Raw genomic sequence first — 19,410 nt, 5'->3', positions numbered from 1 at the left:
CGCTCGCGCAGCAGGCGAACTCGGCCGCTTGACCGATTCCTATAATGATCCGCCTTGCCGATCATCCGGTCCGGCAGTTTGAAGAGCTGCGCGCCATCATGTCGATCCCGACATCGGGCCTTGCGCAGCCAAGTGCGCTGCGACCTGGGCTTGGGCTACGCGGCCCGGCAGTATCAGATTTCTGCCGGTCAAAGCGCGCCATGTGCCGCGGACCGGTCTACCGGCGTTATCGGCGGCTGATCGCCGAGCACGCGATGGGGCCGGACTTTGTGACAGTCTCCGCGAGACGTCCAGCACGCGACGCTTTCTGGACGCCCCTAGGCCGGCAGTCCCGCTCCGGGCCGCCGACTAGGCTGGCGACGCCAGCCGAAGTGGCCCCGGCCCGCCCGCGGCGGGATCCGAATAGGACGCCTTGCCATCCTCGACACGGCCCGCCGTCCGCCACGCCTGCCCGCCGGCCGTAAAGTTGCGATCATACCACCCATGGCTTTTGTACAGATCAAGCGGGATGCTGCGCGTGGCACCCGCCGCAAGCATGATCGAAGCCGGCGCGACGCCATAGGCCATGTCGGTCATTTCGATCGAGAGCGCGGCGGCGGTAAGATTTTCCACGCGAAGTGCAGGAGGACCAGCGCCGCGGGCCACGATGCTGATCGAAAAAACATCGCTTCGCCCGCGCAACCGGCGATGAAAGCCGTTGGGTCCCACAATGAACAGGTCCACGCCCGCGCCTGCCGCCGGCAGCGTATGGGCCAGCACTTGCCCGGCCCCGACGGTATAACGTGCCGGGACCTCGTCCAGGCGCGTCACGTCATAGACATGGAAGACCGCAGCGCGCAGCGCCGAATGGTTGGCAAAGACCAAGGTGCCGCTGTCCCCCGCGACCCGCAACCGGGCGTCGAGATCGTACGGGGTCGCCCGCCGCCGCCGGATCCCGGTTTCCTGGACGGGCGCGACCGTCGCAACCGGCAGCGGCGGCTGGCTCTCCTTCAACTGCGCCGCGCGCGCCGACAAAGCGGCGGTACCCGGCAGCGTCGTCATAAAATCAACGGTGTCGGGCGCGCTGAAATCGAAACAGGAGGTCAGGTCGCCGCAGACCGCGCGCCGCCACGCGCTGATATTGGGTTCGTGGACGCCGAAGCGCGTTTCGAGGAAGCGCAAGATGCTGGTGTGGTCGAACACTTCGGACGCGACATGCCCGCCCTTGCTCCACGGCGAAATGACATAAAGCGGAACGCGCGGGCCAAGCCCGTACGGCCGGTCCAGATAGGCCGCATCGTCGGGCTTTTGGCTGTGGACGTGATATTCGTCATCCGCCGCAATCGTCGTCGCGCCAACCATCCGCCCCGCCACGCGTGCAGGGGGAGCGGGCGGCGGGACATGGTCGAACAAGCCGTCATTCTCGTCGAAATTGAGCAGCAGCACGGTGCGCGCCCACACCTCGGGATTGGCGGTGAGCGCATCGAGCACGCGCGCGGTATAATCGCCGCCTTGCAGCGGGGTGGAAACGCTCGGATGTTCCGACAGCGCTTCGGGCGCGATGATCCACGAAACCGGCGGCAAGCGCTTGTCGCGCACGTCCGCGCGCAAATCGTCGAGCGTGCGCGTCGTCATCGTCCGGCGCGCGAGCAGGCCCGCGGCGTCCGCGCTTTGCTCCTGGCGATAGCGCTGGAAGCCGACCAGCGGGTTGTCGGTAAAATTGTCGGCCATGTCCTGATAGATTTGGAAGCCGATCCCGGCCGCCATCAACCGCTCGGGATAGGTCGTCCAGCGATAGCCGCCGTGCTTCAGCGGATCGGCACCGATGCTGTCATAGCCATTGTCGATCGCCGGGCCATTGCCCTTGCCCAGGGGATCGTGCGTCCCGGTCCAGACATAGAGCCGGTTGGGGTTGGTGCACAGGTGCATCGCGCTGTGATAGGCGTCGCACAGCGTGAAGGCCTCAGCCAGCGCATATTGGAAGGGCAGATCCTCGCGCGTGAAATGCGCCATGGCGTGATTGTGCTTGTGCTGCGGCCACGCGCCCATCCGGCCATTGTCCCATGCGGCCTGGCTGTCGGTGAAGCCATGCGGCGTGCCCGGCGGACGATAGCGGCGGAAATCGACCGAAGTATCGAGCCGAAACGGCGCGATGAACGCCGGGTCGGCGCCGGGATGTTCGTTGGGCTGGAGCAAAACGGTGCGCCCCGGCGCGCCTGCGAGCGGCGGGGCGGGAATGGCGAAACGGTCACCAAAGCCGCGCACGCCGCGCATCGCGCCGAAATAATGGTCGAACGAGCGGTTCTCCTGCGTGAGGATCACGACATGCTCGACGTCCTGAATCGTGCCGGTGCGGCGATCGGCCGAAATTTCCAGCGCGCGCGCGATCGCGGGCGTAAAGCTCGCCGCCGCCCCCGCCGTCGCCATCATCGCGCGGATGAAACTGCGTCGATCCTGCATCGTCACCATCATTAAGCTCCCGGCATTAAGCTCGCGGTCGACCTGGCGCCAACCCGACGCGGGCGTCGCCGCGATCACCGCGCGAGACAGGCCTCATCATGCTTACAGGTCTAGACCATCGATATGGCGATTGCATGACGGTGAAACGTGCGCGGGGACCGATGCCGCGCGCGCCGCAACCGCACGGCGTTCCGACCCGCGTTTCAGCAGAAAAGTGTGATCGAGAATCATTTTCTCCGCGATTGTCACAGAGTTGACGCGACATTCTGCGCAAGGGCGTCTGGTTCATACCAGGTGGCGGGGGCATTTCATGATTACCAACAATGCGATTCGGGGCCAACGCCCCAACTATAAGAGTCTGTTACTGGCGACGGTTGCCGTGGTGGTCGCGCTCGCGTTTCCGCGCGTCGCGCTCGCGCAAGTCGCGGTCGATCCACCAGCGACCACCACCCAGGACGCCGAGATCGTCGTGACCGGCTACCGCAAATCGCTGCGCGACGCGCGCACGATCAAGCGCGAAGCGGTGATCCAGAAGGATGTGATCGTCGCCGAAGACATCGCCAAATTTCCCGAACTCAACCTCGCCGAGTCGCTCCAGCGCTTGCCGGGCGTGCAAATCACGCGTGAAGCCGGCGAGGGTCGGCGGATCTCCTTGCGCGGGCTTGGCGCGGATTTCTCGCGCGTGCAGCTCAACGGCATGGAAGTGCTGGGCAACGTCGATTCGGCGCAAGACAGCCGCGGCCAGCGTTCACGCGACCGCGCGTTCGATTTCAACATTTTCGCCTCGGAACTGTTCTCCAAGGTCGAAGTCGAAAAAACCTTCCAGGCGGCCCAGAATGAAGGCGGGATGGCCGGCACGGTCGGGCTGTTCACCGGCAAGCCGTTCGATGCCAAGCCGGGCCTGACCGGCGCGATCTCGGGCAAGCTCGGGACCAATCAATATACCAAGGATGCGCAGCCGCGCCTCGTCGGCTTCCTCAGCCAGAATTGGGACAACCGCTTCGGCGTCGCCGTGTCGGTCGCCTATTCCAAGCGCAAGACCACCGAGCAAGGCCATAATACCTATAATTATGCGCATCTCGGCAAGACCGAAATGGTCAATGGCGTTGCAACGGGCGATGCCGTCAATCTGGTCAATGCCGGGCTCGACATTTCGCACCTCTCTACCGCGAAGCAAACCAGGTTCCTCGCCGGCGACCTCTATTTCGCCGACGGCAACCGCATCTCCTCATGGAATGCGGATATGGAGCGGCTCGGCGTCACCGCCGCAGTGCAGTGGAATCCAGCCGACAATCTGCTGCTGACGCTCGATGTGCTGCATAGCGAATTCACCACGCACCGTGACGAACTGCACCTCGCGACGCGACCGCTCAACGGCTTCGGCTCGACCACGCTCGACACCGCGAAGGGCAGCCCGTGGCCGTCGCAGTTCCAGAAGGCGACGATCCTCAACGACTTTACGGTCGACGGCAGCAATTATGTAACCCGCACCGATGCCAGCAACGTCACGCTCGGCAGCGAGCATCGCCGCGAGTTGAACAAGAACAAGTTCAACCAGGCTGTGCTGACCGGCAAGTGGAACGTGACCGACCGCCTCACGATCGACGGGCATGGCGGCTACGAAAAATCGACCTACGACACGCCCTATGACGACAAATTCTACATGCGCGCCAAGGGCAATCTGGTTGCCGATTACGGCGCTGACGGCCGCTCGGCTACGTTCTCCTATCCGGGTACCGATCTCACCAACCCGGCCAATTACGCGATGGACAATTTCTACTATCGCGCCTTCTACAATGCGTCGGAACTGCAAGAGGGCGTGCTCAACGCGACGTACAAGGTCAATGACGTGTGGGCGTTGCGCGCCGGTGCCGCCTATCACCGCTTCTGGCAGGACGGGGCGAGCTATTATTATGATGGCGGGGCAAACGGCACCACCGCGATAACGCGCGGCACGTCGGTCGCCGACATCACCGATGTGTTTACGAACAATTCGGGGTCGTGGCTGGTCGGCAATTACGACAAGGGCTTTGCGAAGTACAAAGAGTATCACCGCCTCGCGCCCAAAGCCGACGGAACCGGCGGCGCGCTGCAGGACATTGAGAACGTCTACACCACCACCGAAACCACCTTTTCCGGCTATTTGCAGGCCGATTGGGATAGCCACCTGTTCGGCAACCGCTTCCGCGGCAATATCGGCGTGCGCGGCTATCATACCAAGACGCACAGCACCGGCTGGATCCAGGGCGACAGCTATGCCTATCTCGGCACGACCGACGTGGCCGGCAGCTATACGGGCGTCTTGCCGGCGTTGAACGCAGTGTTCGACCTGACGCCGGATGTGCTGGTGCGCTTCGCCGCGTCCGAAAACATCAACCGCCCGAGCCTCGATTCGATTGCCGCCAAGGGCAGTGCGTTCGCGGAGAATGGCAAGATCACGGCATCGCGCGGCAACCCCAACCTAAAGCCGTTCAAGGATAAATCGCTCGATCTGGCGGTGGAATATTATTTCGGCAAGGTCGGCTTGCTGTCGGTCAGCGTGTTCCAGAAATGGGTGACGAACTTCATCAGTTCGGAAACGCTGACGAACATCCCGTTCAGCCAGACCGGGGTTCCATCGAGCACGATTCCGGGTGCGACGGCCAACACCAATGTCGCGGAATTCTCGATGCCGATCAATATCGCGGGCACGAAGACGTTGAAAGGCGTCGAACTCTCGGCACAGGCGCAGTTTTCGTTCCTGCCGGCACCGTTCGACAATTTCGGCATGACCGGCAACTTCACCTATGTCGATACGCCCAAGGAGATCACCGGCTTTTCGAAGACGAGCTACAATGCGACGCTCTATTACGATACCAGTCTGTGGGGCGTGCGCGGATCGCTCAGCCACCGCAGCCGCTGGTTCACCGGCACCAGCACCGACCCGATGAGCGCCGATACCCGCGGCTTCGAGGCGAGCACCTATATCGATGCCGCGGCTTTCGTGAAGGTCACCGATAAGCTCCAAATTACCTTCAACGCGATCAACCTCACGAACCAGAAAGACACGCAGTTCTGGGGGCAGAACCGCTATCTTTACAACCAGACGCAAAGCGGCACGACGTATATGGCCGGGTTCGGCTTTAAGTTCTGATACGACGGCATTTAGGGCACCTCGCCTCGCCACGAGGCGGAGTGCCCTACCGATGCCACCAAGCGGAGTGCGACACAGCGTGATCATCTCCCATCACCACCGCTTCCTGTTCGCAGCGGTGCCGAAAACGGGGACTCATGCCGTGCGGCAAGCGCTGCGCGAGCACCTTGTCGACGGGGATCTCGAGCAGGTCGGGCTGTTCGTCGACAAGCGCTTCCCGTGGCCCGCGCTGGCGGCGATCCGGCATGGCCACCTGTCGCTGCAACAGGTACGCCCCTATCTGGGGGAGGCGGCTTTTGGCGACTATTTCAAATTCGCGTTCGTGCGCAATCCGTACGACCGCTTCGTTTCCTATTGTGCCTTCATGCTGCGCGGCGGCGACGATTTTCAGCGGCGGCCGCGCGCGGTGATGCACCACTTCTTGTTCGAGCAACCGCCCGAGCAGCATATCCTGTTCCAGCCGCAAGCCGCGCTGCTGCTGGGCGCGGATGGCGCGACGCTGTCGACCGACCTGATCGGGCGGGTCGAGGACATGCAGCACTCTTACGACGCGATCTGCGCGCGGATCGGAATCCCTGCGCGCGCGCTCGACCGCGTCAATGACAGTCGCCACGGCGACTATCGCAGCTATTATGACGAAGCCTTGATGGCCGGCGTCGCCGCGCGCTACGCACAGGATCTCGCGCTGTTCGGCTACGGCTTCGACGGGGTGCGATGACCCCCCTCCCTGCCACCGCCCGCCCCGCCGCCAACCCGCGCAAAACCACGGCGGTCCGCGCGCTTGGCCGCGTCGACATCGGCGCGCTGCGCACCGCCGTGCTGGCGATCCCGGAGGCGATATGGGATGCGGAGAATGCGGCCAAGCCGAACAAGTTCGAAGCGCTCGACCGGACGCGCCACATCGTCTTTCGCTTCATCGACCATCCGCACGATTGGCGCGGCTCGCACGATCGCCCCGCGTGGCGGGACTGGCGCACCGTGCTCGAGCCGGTGCTGGCGCAAGCCGTGCGCGATTATGGTTATGCCCGCGGGGTGTTTCCGCGCGTGATGCTGGCGCGGATGCCGGCCGGCGGGGTGATCCACCCCCATATCGATGCCAATCCCGCCGCCAAATGGCCGCACAAAATCCACGTCCCGATCCTCACGAATCCCGCGGTGGTTTCGAACTTTGGCGGACAAGACCTCCATTTTGCGGCCGGCGAGGCGGTAGAGGTCGCAAATCTAAGTCCGCATTGGGTGCGCAACGGCGGGTCGAGCGATCGGGTGCATCTGGTGTTCGAATATTATGATGCCGACCAGCCCGACCCCGAGTGGCTGGAGCCGTTCCTGCGGCACGGCGCGGCGCGGTGACCGCCCCTGATGGCCTGGGCGATCGCGATGCGCTGTTAGAGCAAGCGCGCGAGCAGCGCGGGCGCAACCGCCTGCCCGAAGCGCTGGCGACACTGGCGCGGCTGGAGGCGCTGCATCCGCAGTTCAGCCGTCTGCATCAGGAACGCGGCCAGTGCTTCGTCCTGTTGCGCGATGCGCCGCGCGCCATCGCCGCGCTGCACGAAGCGGTGCGCCTCAACCCGACGCTACCGGCAAGCTGGGACATGCTCGAACAGCTATACCGTATGGGCGGCGACACCGCCCAGGCGGCAACCGCGGCGCAGCATCTGGCAACGCTGCGGCAGCTGCCTGCGGCGATCGTGGCGGCGAACAGCTTGATTGCGGATGGCGCTGCAGCGCCCGCCGAGGCGATCCTGCGCGACTATCTGCACAAAGATGCGGGCAATGTCGGCGCGCAGCGCTTGTTGGCGCGGCTCTGCTCGGATCGCGGCGCGATCGAAGAGGCCGAGGCGTTGCTGCGCGCGATGCTCGATCGCGCGCCGGACTATGACGCGGCGCGGCTCGATTATGCGATGCTGCTCCTGCACCAGCAAAAACACTGCGCGGCGCGGCAGGAGGCTGAGCATTTGCTCCGCCACGATTCGGAGAACCGCGCCTACCTCAAGCTCTATGGCGCGGCGTGTGTCGGCCTGGGTGACCATGAGGCCGTGATCGATCTGTATGCGCGGCTGCTCGCCGACCCGCCGAAATCGGCAACCGAAATCGCCGAATTGCGGCTGTGGCGGGCCAATGCGCTGAAGATTGTCGGGCGGCGCGACGAAGCGATTGCGAACTACCATGCCGCGCTGGCGGCGCGCAGCGACTATGGCGTTGCGTGGTTCGGGCTCGCCAATTTGAAGACGTATCGTTTCAGCGACACGGAGGTTGCGCGGCTGCGCGCGGCGGAGGCGGCGCCCGATGTTGCGGAGCTCGACTGCATCTATCTGTGTTTCGCGCTGGGCAAGGCCCTTGAGGATCGCGCCGATTTCGCCGAATCCTGGGCCTATTACGCGCGCGGCAACGCGCTGCGCCGCCGCACCAGCCGCTATCGCCCGCACGCCGCGCACGCGTGCGCGCAGCGCATGACCCAGACCTTAACCGTCGATTTCTTCGCCGCGCGCGCCGGCTGGGGCGTGGCCGATCCCGCGCCGATCTTCCTGGTCGGGTTGCCGCGCTCGGGCTCGACCCTGATCGAGCAAATCCTGGCATCGCATTCGCACGTCGAGGGCACGCAGGAACTCACCGAAATTAGCCGATACGCGGCCGAATTGTGCGGCAGCGACCCGGAGAGCGGCCTGCCGCTGCACGCGGAGGCGCTGGAGCGCTTGACCGCAGCCGATGCCAGCGCGCTCGGCGCGCGCTTCCTGTCCGACACCGGCGCCTATCGCCGGACGGACCGGCCGTTCTTCATCGACAAGATGCCCAACAATTTCTGGCAGATCGGGTTGATCCACCTGATCCTGCCGAATGCGACGATCATCGATGTGCGGCGCGAACCGTTGGCGTGCGGCTTCAGCAACTTCAAACAATTGTTCGGCACGACGAATCAAGAATTCAGCTACGGCCTCGATGACATCGCGCATTACTATCGTGCCTATCGCGACATGATGCGCCATTGGGACGCGGTGCTGCCGGGCCGCGTGCTGCGCCTCCGCTATGAGGACGTCGTCGACGACTTGAATACCAGCGTGCGGCGGCTCTTGGCGCATGGCGGCCTCGCATTCGAGCCCGCCTGCATTGCCTTTTACACGACAGAGCGCAGCGTGCGCACCTCCAGTTCCGAGCAAGTGCGCCAACCGATCGGCCGCGACGGGCTGACGCAATGGCGCCATTATGCACCCTGGCTTGGCCGCTTGCGCGACACGCTGGGCGATGCCGTGACCGACGATAGGAGCTGAGCCATGCGACTCTCGCGCCCGTTCTTTCAGCTTCCCGTGCTCTTCGACGTCGCGCGGCTCCAGACCGAAGTCGCCGCCTTGCCGGCCGCGGCATGGGTGCCGCATCCCGACGGCGTGCCCGGCAACAGCGCCGCGCGGTTGATCAGCGTCGACGGTGGCGAGACCGACTCGCACGCGGGACAGATGGTACCGACGCGCTGGCTGGCCGAAATGCCGTATTTGCAGCAAGTCCTCGGCGGTTTTGGCGTGGTGTGGAGCCGGTCGCGGCTGATGCGCCTCGCCGCCGGTGCGCGCGTGCCCGAACATGCCGACATCAATTACCACTGGCATTCGCGCGTGCGGGTGCACATTCCGATCGTCACCTGGCCGGAAGTGCGCTTCCACTGCGACGGGCAATCGGTCCACATGGCCGCCGGTGAAGCGTGGATCTTCGACAATTGGCGGCGGCACCATGTCGAGAACGGGGCCAGTGCCGACCGAATCCATCTGGTTGCGGACACCACCGGCACGGCGGCGTTCTGGCAATTCGCGTGCGGGCCCGTTCCCCCGCGCGCGCAGTGGCGCACGCTCGCCTGGAACCCCGCGGGCCGTCCGCAATTGCTGTGTGAAGGCGACCAGCGCGCGCCGATCATGCCCGCCGCCGAAGTGCAGTTCCTGCTCGACGATTTGCGCGCGGAATTGGCGGGCGCGACCGACACCGCCGACGCCACAGCGCGCGCTACGCAGTTCGGCACCCTGCTGGAAAGTTTCGTGCGCGACTGGCGGCAGCTCTGTGCGCTGCACGGCGTCAGCGGGCGGTCGCGACCTGAGTTCGTGCGCTTGGCGTCGGCGGTGCGCGCGGCGGCCCAGCCGTTCGGCAACAGCGTGATCATGCGCACCAACGGTGCCAGCGCCGTGCTGGTGCTCGAAAAGCGCGTGCTCCAGCATCTGGTGGCGGACGACGGCGCGGCGCTCCGGTCCTAGCCAGCCGGGACGCTATGCGTTCGCGGGGCGATTGCGCAGCGCAAAGCCGATCGCGGAGAGCAGCGTCAGCAGGCCGACCGCCACCGCGGTCGCATAGGAAATGCCGATGAAGAAGCGCAGCCAGTCCATCTTGGGCGCGAACAGGCTGCGGAACAGCAACAGCGCCACGCTGCCGGCATAGCCCGACGCATCGGCGAGGTAGATCAGGAAACCGGCATTGCCCGGCTTGCCGATCGCCGCGATCATCCGGTCGAACAGCATCGCATTGAACGGGGTATAAGCGAGATACAGCCCCGCGCCGCCGAGGATCATCCACGGCAGCGGCCCGAGCAGCCCCGCTTGAAAGGCCAGCGTCGACAGCCCGAGCAACAGCGCGCCGAGGATGATGATCCCGTGCATCGCGAGCAGCGCGCGCATATTGTCGCGCACCAGCATCAGCGCGGCGAGCCCGGCCAGACTGATCACCGCCACCGGAAGCTCGCTTGCCGAGAACATGGCCGCCGCACCGCCATAGCCCATCGCAGTCCACAGCTCGGCGGCGAAATTGTCGCGGAAATCGCGGATCGCCGTCAGCAGGACATAGCCCATGACCAGCAGCACGAGCGACAGACCATGCGCGCGCAGGAAGTCGGCGCGGTCGGCGTGCAGCATCGGCACGCGCACGGTGCGCTCGGCCTCGTCGCGCGCATCGGGGGGCGGCATCCGCTCCAGCCACCACAGCGACACCAGCAACACCGGCAAGAACGCCGCGCCGGTCACCGCCGGCATCCAGCTTTCGGTGACGCCCGCTTGCAGAAACAACGTCGCGACCGATTTCACCACGCCCGACGAAATGATGAAGCTCGCGCACAGCATCGCGCCGAGCAACTCCGACACGCGGCGGCCCTCGACATAGCTGAACACCAGCCCCCAGATCATGCCGAGCGGCAGGCCGTTTAGGAACAGGCAGGCGACGTTCCACGGCGCCGGCACCAGCGCGAACAGCACCAGCGCCAGCCACGACGCGGCGATCAGCGCGAAAATGAGCTTCGCGCGGCCCTGGCGGCCGAACTCGGCGATCACGCGCACCCCGATCAGCTTGGACAGCGCATAGCCGAAGACCTGCGCGATCAGCAGCGCGGTCTTATAATCGATCGAGAAATGCCAGCCGTCGACATCGCCAAAGGTCGCCGCCGCGAACGGCTTGCGAAAGGCATACATCGCGAAATAGGCACCGAACGCGGCCAGCCCGCCGAGCAGGAGCGTCAGCGGAGGGGTGGCACCGGCTTTGGGTTGTGCGGAGGGCATGGCAATCCTGCGATGTGGTGGGACTGGTGTGAACCAGCGTAAGGGCAGTTTCGTGACAGCGGGCGTGCGGTCAAGTCACCACGGCCGCGCAGCGAGCGCCACGTGTTCCGCTTGGCATTGCGCGCGATCGGGCGCAGCCGATCGCGGGCCGATCGACATCAGCTCGCGCCGCGCGGCTGTCATGTCGCGCTGGAAGGCGGGGCTGGCGTTGATCTGCGCGAACATCACCGATCCCGCCATCCAGCCGGCCTGCACCGCGCTGAGCGTATGCGCGCCACACACCGCGCGGCTCTCGCCATAGGCGCGGGCGCGGGCGAAGATAGCGGTCGCGCGCGCGGGCATCAATTCGGCCAGGATCAGCCCCTCAAGCCAGCCATTGGCAGCGTGCCCCGAGGGATAATCGCCGTTTTGCGCAAGATGCGCCGTCTTGGGCTCGCAAATCGGTGCATCGCTGTCGAGATAGGGGCGCCGCGTGCGGTACTGCGCTTTGACGCGGTTCACGAGATCGCCCGTTCCCGCGCGGTCGAGCAATCGTGCGAGCGCGGGCGCGCAGGCAGGCGTGAGCGCGACGCCCAGCGCGCACGCAAAGCGGTCGAGCGGCGCGTTGCCGACATCCTCGGTCGCGATGCGCCAGCGCGGCGTGTCGCGCAGCGCACGCGTGGCGTCGAAGATCGCGCGGTCGGCCCGCGCGGCGGCGCTGCCCGGCGCGGGCGGGGGCGGCAGGATCGCCACGCCATCGGGTACACGATCGGGCGAAACATAGGGCCCGCGATCCTCGGCCTGGCCGCTCGCCACCAGCGTCAGCAAGGCGGCGAGCAACAGCATGCGGCGCGGCGGCGTCATGCCGTGATCCGCAGGACGCCAATGCCAGGATCGGTACGGCTCGCATGCCCGGTCTCGACCTTCCCGGCGAAGCGCCGCAGGAACGCGCTGTCCTCCGCCAGCGTCACGGTCAGATCATACCAAGTATCGCTCGCGTCGAGCCGCCACAGGTCGCTGACTTGCTTGCCCGGCGCGACCGAGACCGTCCGCGTCCGCGCGCTTTGCGTCGGATAGGCGGCGTCGAGCGCAATCGTGAAGGTCAGCGGCACCGTACCGCCATTGCGCAGCAGCAGATCGACCGCGCGCTCCGTGGGCCGCGGGATCAACAGCGCCTCTGCCCGCGGGGCGACGCGGGCGAGCGACCCGGCGAAGCGCTGCCACAAGCCATTGGGCCCGCGCAGCGTGAGGTCGTAACCGTCAATCGGCCCGGCATCGTGCCATTGCTCGCTGGCGAAGCGCTCGCCCGCGCCGATCGTATAGTGCCACGGTTCCTGCGCGTCATGATTGTCATGCACCGTGAAGGTCGCGCCGACAGCACCGCGATTGATCAGCTCGATCCGCATCCGCCGCTCGGGCGTCACCCCGGCGACCACGTCGAGCGCATAGGGCAGCGGGCGATGCCAGCGCTGGCCCGGCATTTGCGTGGTGGGCGTCTGCGTCGCGGGGATCGTGTTGACCGGCCCCGCCAGCGACCGCGCCACGCGTTCGGCAAAATCATCGGTGGTCGGCAATTTCAGCGCCGCGGCGCGATCCGGATCGGCAAAGTCGAACACCGAGGTCAAATCGCCGCACACCGATCGCCGCCACGCGCTGATATTGGGCTCGCGCACGCCGAAGCGCTGTTCGACGAACTGCAGCACCGAGGTATGATCGAACAATTCCGAGCAGACATAGCCGCCGCGACTCCACGGCGAAACGACGATCGTCGGGGTGCGAATGCCGAGACCGATCGGATGCTTGCCCGGCTCGAGCACGTCGCGCGTGCCATAATCCTTGGTCTCGCCGGCGATCGGCACGGTGCTGTGCCCGCGATACCCAACGACCGGCGGGACCGGCGGCGGGGCGTGATCGTAAAAGCCGCCAGCCTCGTCATAGATGAGCAGGAACGCGGTTTTGGCGAAGACTTCGGGATTGTCGACCAGCGCTTCGATCAGCTTGGCCGAGACGTGTTCACCCTTGGCGGGTTCGGCCGTGGGATGTTCGGACAGATCGGCGGCGGTGACGATCCACGAGACTTGCGGCAGCGTGCCCGCCTCCACATCGCGGCGGAAGGCGGCGACGAGTTGCTCGCCGTCCGAGCGCGTGCGGTCCGCGCCGTCAGCATGCTCGCTGACCCACGATCGGCCGCGCTGATAGAGCGGCGAATCCTTGGGCGCCGGGCGAAACGGCGGGAACACCGACAGCAGATTGTCGCCGAAATTGTCATATTCCTGATAGACCTTCCAGCTGACCCCAGCCGCCTCGAGCCGCTCGGCATAGGTCGTCCAGTGATAGGCCCCGTCGCGCAGCGCATGGTCTTCCGCCATGTCGGCGCTTGGCGTTTCGTCTTCGCCGTAATTGCTCATCTCGGGGTCGCCGCCGACGCCGCCGCCGCCATTGCACCCGGTGAACACGTGCAGCCGGTTGGGATAGGTCTGCGTCAGCGTCGAGCAATGATAGGCGTCGCACACGGTGAAGGCGTCGGCGAGCGCGTAATAAAAGGGCAAGTCGCTCGCTGTATAATGCAGCATGCGGGTGTGGAGCGTCCCGTTATGGCCCCAGCGATCATAGCGGCCACGATTGAAGATATGCACATTCTCCTGATGCGACTGTTCGGCCCCATCGACCTTGAACGATCGTGTCGTCGTCGAATCGCCGTGGAATGGCAGGACATAGCCGTCGGGGTGCTGGTGCGACGGCTGCGCGAACACGCTGCGGCCGCCGGGCAAGCGCAGCGGGCGCGGATCGCCGAGGCCGCGCACGCCGTTCAACATGCCGAGATAATGATCGAAGGAGCGGTTCTCCTGCATGTGGATCACGATATGCTCGACATCGCGGATCGATCCGGTGGCCCGGTTCGCCGGAATGGCAAGCGCGCGGTTGATCAGACCCGGCAGCATCGATCCGGCCGCGCCGGCACTGGCCACACGCAAAAAATCCCGTCTCGTCGTCCGATCCATGGCTTCGCCCTTTCCCTGGCGACGCGAATGCGCTACCTCGCCAAGAATTGGTATAGTCCAATTAGGCTACAATCTTAAGACAATAGGATAGCCTTGCAATTGGCCGATCGTGGCCGATTGCGGGTGCACAAACCAGCGGGGAACCATGGCCGAGACCGTAATCGACCAGATTTTCGATCTTTTTGAGCGATTTGGGAGCCTCCATTATGGCGAGGACGCGACGCAGGTGCAGCACGCGCTGCAAACCGCGCAGCTTGCGCGGCGCGATCGCTGTTCGGACGCGCTGATCGTCGCGGCCTTGTTGCACGATGTCGGTCAATTCCTCGACGATGCCGGCAACGCGGCGGCATCGCACGGGATCGACGCGCGGCATGAGAAGGCCGGTTCGGCATATCTGGGCGGCTTTTTCCCGCGCGCGGTAACCGAACCGGTGCGGCTCCACGTCGCGGCCAAGCGCTATCTCTGCGCGATCGATCCGGGCTATCTTGCCGGGCTCAGCCGCGCCTCAGCGATCAGCCTGGATTTGCAGGGTGGCGCCATGACGGCCGACGAGATCCGCGCGTTTGAAGCCGAGCCGTTCTTCGACGATGCGGTAACGCTGCGCCGCTTCGACGATATGGGCAAGCAACCAGACTGGCATGTGCCCGATCTGGCGAGCTATCGTCCGCTGCTCCAGTCGCAGCTGCGCGCGATCGACTGAGGCGACTGCTGCGCATCAGGCGCTTTTCGCCGCTTTTGGTGTAGACCAAAAAGCGACGCAGATGTGGTCGTCGAACGGCCTTGGCCGCTTTTCGCCGATCCGCTTGACCCGCCCATCGACCCCCTCCAAGCTTTAGCCAGATATGCGCAGCCAACTCGAACTCACCCCGATCGCCAAGGGCGATACTGCCGACGGCCCGCACTATCTGGCGCTGCGCGACAAGATCGCGCGCGGCATTGAACTGGGCAAGCTCGCGGCGGGATCGAAGCTGCCGTCCGAACGGCAGTTTCAGGGGGATAGCGGCGCGGCGCGCGGGACGATCCGCGAAGCCTTGTTCCAGCTCGAAGCCGAAGGCCTGATCTACCGGCGCGACCGTAGCGGCTGGTACGTCTCCCCTCCTGCGGTGACCTACAATCCGATGCGCTGGGCGGGCTTCATGACCTATGTCGCCGAACAAGGCCGCAGCCCCGCGACCGAGACGCTGAGCACGGAGCTCGAGCCCGCGCCGCCGGCGGTTGCCGACATTTTCCGCACCGCCCCCGGCACGCCGCTCTACAATTTGCACCGCCGCCGCTCGATCGACGGCCGCGCCGTGCTGGTCGAACGCATCATCGTCGATCCCGCGCTGGCGCCCGGCCTTGCCGACCATTCGCTCGACGGGTCGCTCACGCAAATCCTGACCGGCATTTACGGGCTCACCGTGGTTCGCAACCGCGTCGACATGCGGCCGTGTGCCCTGGTCAAATTCGCCGCCGACGCGCTCGGCGTCAAACCAGGGACGCCTGGTCTGCTGGTCGTACGCACCAGCATCGCAGCGGACGGGCGGGTGGTCGAATATGACCAGGAATATTGGCGTCACGACGCGATCCGCGTGCATGTCGATCTCGACGTGCGCGGGTAAAACCAGCGCGGTGCCTTCCCATCACTGCGATTGCGAGGGTCGCGGTTCACCCGACAGGTAGTGACGGAATCGCGCGCAATCCGCTCCATCGCAACACCACTTGCGCTCCACGCCCGAGCCCGCCGCAACGCTATCCCTCGATCGTCGGCGCCTTGGATTTGGCGGCGAGCGCGCGACGCGCGAGGTCGGGCAGCGATTTCGCCTCCATCCGGTGCATGATCGCGGCGCGGTGATTTTCGACCGTGCGCTGGCTGATGCCGAGGTCGGCGGCGATAATCTTGCTTGGCTGGCCATCGAGCACCAGATCCATAATCTCGCGCTGACGCGGCGTCAGTTCGGCCATATGGCGGGCGGCTGTCTCCTACAGCGCGTGCGCGACCCCGATACCATGCGATTGCGCCAAAGCCCGTGCGATACTCTCCAACAACGCGGTACGGCTGACGGGTTTCGCGATGAAGTCGCAAGCGCCGGCCTTCATTGCCGACACCGCCAGCGTGACGTCCCTGCTGCCGGCGAGCATGATCGTTGGCATCGGATCACCCCGTGCATGAAGCCGCTCGAGCAAGGCGATCCCGCTCATGCCGGGTAGCCCCGCGTCGAGCAGAATGCAGCCTTCGCGGTCGCTACGAACCGCAGCGAGGTAGGATTCTGCATCGGGATAGTCTTCGACGACATGGCCAACGTCCTCCAGCACGTCGCGGATCGACAGGCGAACATCGGCATCGTCATCGATGAGAATGATCACCGCGTCCGACGCCGCGCTCTGCTCCAACGGTGCGATCGGGTGCGCCTTGGCCTGTGCGAGCAGCGCGGCGATCGTCGCAGCCAAAACCGGCGGCTTTACTGGCTTGCTCAACAGCGCACAGTCATTCGCCGCAATGCGGGCTTGGGTCGCATCGGAGATGTCACCCGTCAAGATAATGCCGGGAATCGCGTCGCGCAGCACGGCCCGGATGCCGTTGAGAACATCGAGACCGTCCAGCGCACCGGGTAAATTATAATCGGTCAGCACAAGGTCGGGTCGAATCGCGCCCTTGGCGACCAGCGCGATCGCCGCCTCGCCATTGGCCGCCTTGCGGACGCGATGACCGCCCGCAGTCAGCAATTGCTCGAGCAGATCGCGCACTTCGGGATCGTCCTCGACGATGATGATCTTGCCGAGAGGAGCGGCCCCTGCCTCCAATCCGCGCGACAAATAAGCGGTTGGAGCGGCCGCAGCGCGCTTTGCCAGCGGGACGTCGATCGTGAAAACCGACCCGCTGCCCAATCGCGACTTCACGTTGATATCATGGCCGAGCAGCGCGCCGAGCCGCTGCACGATCGACAGACCAAGCCCGAGTCCTTTGCTGCGTTCGCGTGCCGCATTGTCGATCTGGTGGAATTCATCGAAAATGGCCGTCAGATCGGCTTCGGCGATGCCGATGCCGGTATCCCATATCTCGATCCGCAAATGCTGGCCCGCGCGGCGGCAGCCGAGCACGATCCGCCCGCTCCGCGTGTATTTCATCGCATTGGCCAGCAGGTTGCGGATCATTTGTTCAAGCAGGCGCGGATCGCTATGGACGCTCGCCGCGGACGGCAGCACGCGCAAATCGAGCCGCTGCGCCTGCGCTTGATAGGTGAATTCCTCGCGGAGGCGACCAAACAGGTCGGTCAGGACGAAATCCATCGGCTGGGGCTCGACCACACCCGCTTCGATCTGGTTGATGTCGAGCAGGACATTGAGCATGCCCGTCATCGCATCGATTGTATGGCCGAGCCGGGTGACGAGTTTCCCGACCTTGTCGCCCTCGACCGAATGCACCAGCAGTGCCTGCACCAGAGCGAGCGATTGGAGCGGCTGGCGCAGATCGTGGCTGGCGGCGGCGAGGAAGCGCGACTTTGCGACATTGGCGAGTTCCGCCTCGCGCTTCGAGGCGCGCAGCGCCTTGGCCGAATTCTTGCGCTCGGTAATGTCGGTGAAGGTGATAACCACGCCTTCGATCTGCGCATCATGGGCGTGATAGGGCAGAACGCGGCGCAGGAACCAGCTGCCGCCCGGCACTTCGATCTCCTGTTCGATCGGGGCAGATCCCATCAACACCGCGCGCGCGTCATCGGTCAGCCGATCGTCGACCGCGAGCGAGCGCAGATCGGCAAGCGGCCGTCCGATATCGCCGGGGATCACGTTGAACACGGCGCGCGTGGCCGGGGTGAAGAAGCGGATGCTAAGATCGGGATCGAGAAACAGCGTTGCGACATCGGTGCTATACAGCACGTTCTGCAAATCGTCCGAGGTCGAGCGCTGGCGTTCCAGCGTTTCCTGCAACTGCCCGTTGAGCGCGGTCAGTTCCTCATTGAGCGACTGCAATTCCTCCTTCGAGGTCAGCAGTTCCTCATTGGTCGACTGATACTCCTCATTGACCGAAAGCGCCTCCTCGTTGATTGCCTTCTTCTCCTGGCTCGAGGTTTCCAGGCCCTCCAGCGCGATGCGCAGCTCATCGCGAGTCAGTGCAAGCTCATGTTCGAGATCACCAACGCGCGCGTTCGTGGCCGGCGTTTTCGCCGCAGTGCCGGCGCCGCGCTCGGGATCGTCGATGAACGCGACGAGCAACAGCTCCTCGCCATCGTGCACCACCGACTGGACGTCGATGCCAAATGCGGTGCTGCCGATCCGGCTATGCCCGATGAAGACACGCGGCGTGTCCGGCCCCACGCGGCCGATCGCGGAGCGCAGCTTCGCGCGCAGCGCCGGTGTCGCCATTTCGAGCAGATCGTGCGTCGGATAGCCTGAAGCGACCTGCAAATACCGGTCAGTGGCGCCCAGCGAATACAGGCATTTGCCTGCACGATCGATCAATACAGCGGCAGGGGCATGCGTCTCAAGAACAGTCCGTCGCGCCAGATCGGCAAAGCCCGACGCGCGCATCTGCGCTTTATCGGGCAGCGTGCGCTCCAATGCGGTCTTGTCTGCCGCCGCCTCGACGTCGAAATCTGACAGACCCAGTCGCCCTTGCCCGACTTGCCGATAGATTCGTTCGGCCTTGGCCACGGTTTCGAAGCGCCCCGCCATACTGCCGATCGATTCGGCGCTGCCAAGCAGCAACACGCCGCGTTTGCGCAGCGCGAAATGGAACAAGGCGATCACCTTCGCCTGCGCGCGCGGCGTTAGATAGATCAGCACGTTGCGGCACGAGATCAGGTCGAGCCGCGAAAAGGGCGGATCGGACAAAAGGTCCTGCACGGTAAACACGATCGCACCGCGCAAATCGGGATTGACCCAATAGTCTCCCGCCTCGTTGGCCACAAAGAAGCGCTTCAATCGCGCCGCAGTGATGTCGACGGTGACGGTCGCGGGATAGATGCCCTCGCGCGCCTTTGCGACGGCTTCGGCATCGACATCGGACGCGAACATTTGCAGCTTGATCGGACGTTGGGCCGCGGCGATCGCCTCCAGGAACAGGATCGCGATCGAATAGGCTTCCTCGCCGGTACTACAGCCGGCCACCCAAACGCGCAGCGGCTCGTCGGTGCCGTGATGTGCGATCAGATCGGGGATGACCTTGCTCTCCAACAGCGCGAAGGTCTTGGGGTCGCGGAAGAAGGTCGTGACGTTGATCAGCAAATCCGCCGCGAGCAAATCGCGCTCGCCCGCATCCTTCCGTAACAGCGCCAAATAGTCTGGCATCGCTCCGGGGCCGAGCTTGGCAAGCGCCATCCGGCGTTCGATCCGACGCAGCAGCGTGCCGGGCTTGTAGAGT

At 65.0% G+C, this 19,410-nt stretch carries 13 protein-coding genes; 7 read left to right on the top strand and 6 right to left on the bottom strand.

Annotated features, from left to right (window positions below):
* Positions 1-348: 348 nt before the first annotated feature.
* Positions 349-2,448, bottom strand: a complete 2,100-nt coding sequence (locus ABWP09_RS08055) for a phosphocholine-specific phospholipase C (protein ID WP_353204628.1) — start codon at positions 2,446-2,448, stop codon at positions 349-351.
* A 301-nt stretch (positions 2,449-2,749) separates the two neighbouring features.
* Here ABWP09_RS08055 and ABWP09_RS08050 point away from each other — a divergent pair, with 301 nt between their 5' ends.
* From ABWP09_RS08050 to ABWP09_RS08030, 5 genes are all read left to right on the top strand, one after another.
* A complete protein-coding gene (locus ABWP09_RS08050; RefSeq protein WP_353204627.1) occupies positions 2,750-5,572 on the top strand; it encodes a TonB-dependent receptor in 2,823 nt (940 codons plus the stop codon).
* A gap of 79 nt (positions 5,573-5,651) precedes the next feature.
* Entirely contained in the window at positions 5,652-6,290 is a 639-nt protein-coding gene (locus ABWP09_RS08045) for a sulfotransferase family 2 domain-containing protein (protein ID WP_353204626.1), read from the top strand.
* The gene (locus ABWP09_RS08040) at positions 6,287-6,922 is read left to right on the top strand and encodes an aspartyl/asparaginyl beta-hydroxylase domain-containing protein (RefSeq protein ID WP_353204625.1); all 636 of its coding nucleotides are present in this window, start codon (positions 6,287-6,289) and stop codon (positions 6,920-6,922) included. Before ABWP09_RS08045 ends, ABWP09_RS08040 begins: the two co-directional genes overlap by 4 nt.
* Entirely contained in the window at positions 6,919-8,838 is a 1,920-nt protein-coding gene (locus ABWP09_RS08035; protein ID WP_353204624.1) for a sulfotransferase, read from the top strand. The genes ABWP09_RS08040 and ABWP09_RS08035 overlap by 4 nt, the downstream gene beginning before the upstream one ends.
* A 3-nt stretch (positions 8,839-8,841) precedes the next feature.
* Complete coding sequence (locus ABWP09_RS08030) at positions 8,842-9,801, top strand: aspartyl/asparaginyl beta-hydroxylase domain-containing protein (protein WP_353204623.1); 960 nt, start codon at positions 8,842-8,844, stop codon at positions 9,799-9,801.
* A 12-nt stretch (positions 9,802-9,813) separates the two neighbouring features.
* Here ABWP09_RS08030 and ABWP09_RS08025 read toward each other — a convergent pair whose 3' ends face one another.
* The 3 genes from ABWP09_RS08025 to ABWP09_RS08015 form a co-directional block, all read right to left on the bottom strand.
* Positions 9,814-11,088: a DUF5690 family protein gene (locus ABWP09_RS08025; protein ID WP_353204622.1), complete on the bottom strand. Its 1,275-nt coding sequence runs from the start codon at positions 11,086-11,088 to the stop codon at positions 9,814-9,816.
* Positions 11,089-11,163: 75 nt separating this feature from the next.
* Positions 11,164-11,931: an acid phosphatase gene (locus ABWP09_RS08020; RefSeq protein ID WP_353204621.1), complete on the bottom strand. Its 768-nt coding sequence runs from the start codon at positions 11,929-11,931 to the stop codon at positions 11,164-11,166.
* Positions 11,928-14,069 (bottom strand): phosphocholine-specific phospholipase C, encoded by a 2,142-nt coding sequence (locus ABWP09_RS08015; RefSeq protein ID WP_353204620.1) that lies wholly within the window; start codon positions 14,067-14,069, stop codon positions 11,928-11,930. The genes ABWP09_RS08020 and ABWP09_RS08015 overlap by 4 nt, the downstream gene beginning before the upstream one ends.
* A gap of 145 nt (positions 14,070-14,214) precedes the next feature.
* Between ABWP09_RS08015 and ABWP09_RS08010 the strand changes: the two genes are divergently transcribed.
* Both ABWP09_RS08010 and ABWP09_RS08005 read left to right on the top strand, forming a co-directional pair.
* Positions 14,215-14,769, top strand: coding sequence for a phosphonate degradation HD-domain oxygenase (locus ABWP09_RS08010; protein WP_353204619.1), 555 nt, complete (start codon positions 14,215-14,217; stop codon positions 14,767-14,769).
* A gap of 142 nt (positions 14,770-14,911) precedes the next feature.
* Positions 14,912-15,670 carry a UTRA domain-containing protein gene (locus ABWP09_RS08005; RefSeq protein WP_353204618.1) on the top strand — a complete coding sequence of 253 codons (759 nt, stop codon included), beginning with the start codon at positions 14,912-14,914 and terminating at the stop codon, positions 15,668-15,670.
* 130 nt (positions 15,671-15,800) lie between these two features.
* Here ABWP09_RS08005 and ABWP09_RS08000 read toward each other — a convergent pair whose 3' ends face one another.
* A complete protein-coding gene (locus ABWP09_RS08000) occupies positions 15,801-16,013 on the bottom strand; it encodes a response regulator transcription factor (protein WP_353204617.1) in 213 nt (70 codons plus the stop codon).
* Positions 16,014-16,031: 18 nt separating this feature from the next.
* Positions 16,032-19,410, bottom strand: a 3,379-nt coding sequence (locus tag ABWP09_RS07995; protein WP_353204616.1) for a CheR family methyltransferase, incomplete at its 5' end; no start/stop codon positions are given.

Origin of the sequence: Sphingomonas sp. (assembly GCF_040398505.1) — a bacterium.
GTDB lineage: Bacteria > Pseudomonadota > Alphaproteobacteria > Sphingomonadales > Sphingomonadaceae > Sphingomonas.
This window is presented reverse-complemented; position numbering and strand designations above follow the sequence as displayed.

Coding starts and splice junctions, on each gene's coding strand:
- ABWP09_RS08055 (WP_353204628.1), bottom strand. CDS start 2,448: ATGGTGACGATGCAGGATCGACGCAGTTTCATCCGCGCGATGATGGCG.
- ABWP09_RS08015 (WP_353204620.1), bottom strand. CDS start 14,069: ATGGATCGGACGACGAGACGGGATTTTTTGCGTGTGGCCAGTGCCGGC.
- ABWP09_RS08010 (WP_353204619.1), top strand. CDS start 14,215: ATGGCCGAGACCGTAATCGACCAGATTTTCGATCTTTTTGAGCGATTT.
- ABWP09_RS08000 (WP_353204617.1), bottom strand. CDS start 16,013: ATGGCCGAACTGACGCCGCGTCAGCGCGAGATTATGGATCTGGTGCTC.
- ABWP09_RS08020 (WP_353204621.1), bottom strand. CDS start 11,931: ATGACGCCGCCGCGCCGCATGCTGTTGCTCGCCGCCTTGCTGACGCTG.
- ABWP09_RS08005 (WP_353204618.1), top strand. CDS start 14,912: ATGCGCAGCCAACTCGAACTCACCCCGATCGCCAAGGGCGATACTGCC.
- ABWP09_RS08030 (WP_353204623.1), top strand. CDS start 8,842: ATGCGACTCTCGCGCCCGTTCTTTCAGCTTCCCGTGCTCTTCGACGTC.
- ABWP09_RS08025 (WP_353204622.1), bottom strand. CDS start 11,088: ATGCCCTCCGCACAACCCAAAGCCGGTGCCACCCCTCCGCTGACGCTC.
- ABWP09_RS08040 (WP_353204625.1), top strand. CDS start 6,287: ATGACCCCCCTCCCTGCCACCGCCCGCCCCGCCGCCAACCCGCGCAAA.
- ABWP09_RS08050 (WP_353204627.1), top strand. CDS start 2,750: ATGATTACCAACAATGCGATTCGGGGCCAACGCCCCAACTATAAGAGT.